The 2,736-nt window shown below is 66.9% G+C and carries 6 protein-coding genes; 4 read left to right on the top strand and 2 right to left on the bottom strand.

Annotated features, from left to right (window positions below):
• The 3 genes from CK240_RS17320 to CK240_RS19500 form a co-directional block, all read left to right on the top strand.
• On the top strand, positions 1-159 hold a 159-nt coding region (locus CK240_RS17320; protein WP_135058896.1), incomplete at its 5' end, for an HNH endonuclease.
• Positions 160-280: 121 nt separating this feature from the next.
• Positions 281-1,585: a site-specific DNA-methyltransferase gene (locus CK240_RS17315; RefSeq protein WP_095641515.1), complete on the top strand. Its 1,305-nt coding sequence runs from the start codon at positions 281-283 to the stop codon at positions 1,583-1,585.
• Entirely contained in the window at positions 1,582-1,704 is a 123-nt protein-coding gene (locus CK240_RS19500) for a DUF7220 family protein (RefSeq protein WP_276305821.1), read from the top strand. Before CK240_RS17315 ends, CK240_RS19500 begins: the two co-directional genes overlap by 4 nt.
• Here the strand turns inward: CK240_RS19500 and CK240_RS17310 are convergent.
• Complete coding sequence (locus CK240_RS17310) at positions 1,665-1,997, bottom strand: type II toxin-antitoxin system HicB family antitoxin (RefSeq protein ID WP_095641514.1); 333 nt, start codon at positions 1,995-1,997, stop codon at positions 1,665-1,667. The two genes, CK240_RS19500 and CK240_RS17310, sit on opposite strands and share 40 nt — an antisense overlap.
• A complete protein-coding gene (locus tag CK240_RS17305; RefSeq protein ID WP_095641513.1) occupies positions 1,994-2,248 on the bottom strand; it encodes a type II toxin-antitoxin system HicA family toxin in 255 nt (84 codons plus the stop codon). Before CK240_RS17305 ends, CK240_RS17310 begins: the two co-directional genes overlap by 4 nt.
• A gap of 74 nt (positions 2,249-2,322) precedes the next feature.
• On the opposite strand from CK240_RS17305, the gene CK240_RS17300 reads away from it, so the two are divergent.
• The coding region (locus CK240_RS17300) for a phage terminase small subunit P27 family (RefSeq protein WP_135058903.1) at positions 2,323-2,736 on the top strand (414 nt) is incomplete at its 3' end.

The following is a 2,736-nucleotide window of genomic DNA, read 5'->3' as shown; positions in this document are numbered from 1 at the left end:
AACACCGTGGACCATGTCGTCCCGCATCGGGGCGACCCCGAGCGGTTCTGGGACCAGGACGGATGGCAGCCGCTCTGTGCGTCCTGTCACAGCCGCAAGACCGCTGCCGAGGATGGCGGCTTCGGCAACCGCCGGCCCGACCGCGGGCCATCCGGCTGACCCCGGGGGGAGGTCAAATCTCAGGCCGGTTCGACGTCAGGACCGCGCGCCAAGCTTTCTGCATCCGTGGCCAAAATGGCGAGGGGGGGGGTGCAGCCACGAAAACCGAAGGAAACCGCCCGTGTCCGGACGCGAACTCACCATCGACTACCGCCCGCTCGACAGCCTCGTGCCCTATGCCCGCAACGCCCGCACTCATTCGGAGGCGCAGGTGGCCGAGATCGCCGGCTCGATCCGGGAGTTCGGCTTCACCAACCCCGTGCTGATCGCCGAGGACGGCACGCTCATCGCCGGTCACGGACGGGTGCTGGCGGCGCGACTGCTCGGCATGGATACGGTGCCGACGATCACTCTGACCGGGCTCAGCGACAACCAGCGGCGGGCACTGGTGCTGGCGGACAACCGCATCGCGCTCAACGCCGGTTGGGACGAGGCGCTGCTGTCGCTGGAGCTCACAGATTTGAAGGAGGCCGGGCTCGACCTCGGTATCCTGGGCTTTGAGGATGGTGAGCTGGACCGATTGCTGGCCGGGACCGAGGGGGACGAGGAAGGCTCGACCCTGCCGGTCGTTATCCCCGAGCCGCCGCGCAACCCGGTCTCGCGCACCGGCGATCTATGGATCCTCGGCGATCACCGGCTGCTCTGCGGCGACGCGACGTCTCACGACGATGTCCGCCGGCTGATGAACGGCGAGCGAGCGGTGCTGTTCGCCACTGACCCGCCATATCTCGTCGATTACGACGGCTCGAACCACCCGACCCGCAACAAGGATTGGTCCGCCTCCTATGGCACGACCTGGGACGACAGTTCGCAGGGCGCGGAGCTCTACGACGGGTTCATCGGGGCCGCCGTGGCCGGGGCCATCACCGAGGATGCTGCGTGGTACTGCTGGCACGCCTCGCGCAGGCAGGCGATGCTCGAGGCCTGCTGGGAGAAGGCCGGCGCCTTCGTTCACCAGCAGATCATCTGGGTGAAGGACCGCGGGGTGCTCACCCGCTCGCATTACCTGTGGAAGCACGAGCCCTGCTTCATGGGCTGGCGCCGCCCGAACCGCCCGCCGAAGGTGGCAGACGAGACGCTGCCCTCGACCTGGGAGATGCCCAGCTTCGCCAGGGACGAGCGGCCCGATCACCCGACCCCAAAGCCGCTCGACGCCTTCGGCATCCCGATGCGCCAGCACGTCGCCCGCGGCGGGCTGTGCTACGAGCCGTTCTCGGGCTCCGGTTCGCAGATCATGGCGGGCGAGGCCAACGGCCGCCGCGTCTTCGCGATGGAGATCAGCCCCGCCTATGTCGATGTCGCCGTGGAGCGCTGGCAGGCCGAGACCGGCAAGGATGCGATCCTCGACGGCGATGGCCGGACCTTCGCCGAGGTGAGGGTCGAGCGGCTGGGCGGCGTCGACGAGAGCCAGGAGGAAGCGGCATGAAGCAGACCCGAGCCATGTCGCTGGTTGAGGCGATCGCCAACGTGGTCGGCGGCTATGTCCTTGCCGTTGCCCATGTGGGTTACTCGGTTGCGGCCTGCAGCACCTCTTCGGCCCACTGATTGAGGCTGATGCCACGCAACTCGGCGGCGATGGCCGCCTTGCGATGGATGTCAGGGCTGAGGCGGAACATGACCTTGCCGGAATAGCTGCGATCGGGCTCCTTGCCGATCCTAGCGCAGGTCTCGATGTAATCGTCCACCGCTTCGTGAAACGCCGTCCGGAGTTCCGCGACACTGTCGGCATGAAAGCCGACGCCGTCGCGAATCCCGGCGATCTGACCGAAGAAGATGCCGTCCTCGTCGTCATATTCGATGCGGGCGCTGTAGCCCTTCCAGGTCATGACATTGCTCATGGCTCGATCCCTAGTCTGACCAGATAGGCGCGTGCGGCGCGAACCTGATACCGTTTTGCTTCCTTCGCCGGATGGGGGCGATGAAAGCTCTCGATCTCCCCATCCTTCTCGAACTTCACCCGCGATCCGCTGCCTTCGATGATCCGGCAGCCGACCGCGACCAGCAATGCCTCGATGCTGGCCCACTCGACCGACCCCGAGACGGGATCGGTGAACACAACCTGGAGCGTCTTGCGATGCTTGCTGTTCATGCAAGCATGATATGGGAAGCGTGGGGCTGACCGCAAGCATATCGCGCTAGCGACGGACCGACAGGACTCTTCCCATGGCTGGCCGCAAACCGCTCCCGACGCAGCTGAAGCTGGTGAAAGGCACGGCGCGGCCGCACCGGATGAACCCCGCCGAGCCGCAGCCTGTCGTGGCGGTGCCGCTGCCGCCCGACCATCTCGACGACGCAGCGGCTGCGAAGTTCACCGAGATGGCGGAACTGCTGGCCCGGCACGGGGTGATGACCGAACTCGATGCCGGGGCGCTGGCCCGCTACGTGGTGATCTGGCGGCGCTGGCTCGACGCCGAGGCGGAGGTAAAGCGCCGCGGCCCTGTGGTGAAGACCGTGGGCGGCAACATCATCCAGAATCCGTTTCTGGCGGTGGCGAACAAATGCCTGGCGCAGATGGGGCAGATCGAGAGCGAGTTCGGGTTGACGCCGTCGAGCCGCAGCCGGATCCGCACGGCGGCG

Source organism: Paracoccus salipaludis (assembly GCF_002287065.1).
Taxonomy (GTDB): Bacteria; Pseudomonadota; Alphaproteobacteria; order Rhodobacterales; family Rhodobacteraceae; genus Paracoccus; species Paracoccus salipaludis.
This window is presented reverse-complemented; position numbering and strand designations above follow the sequence as displayed.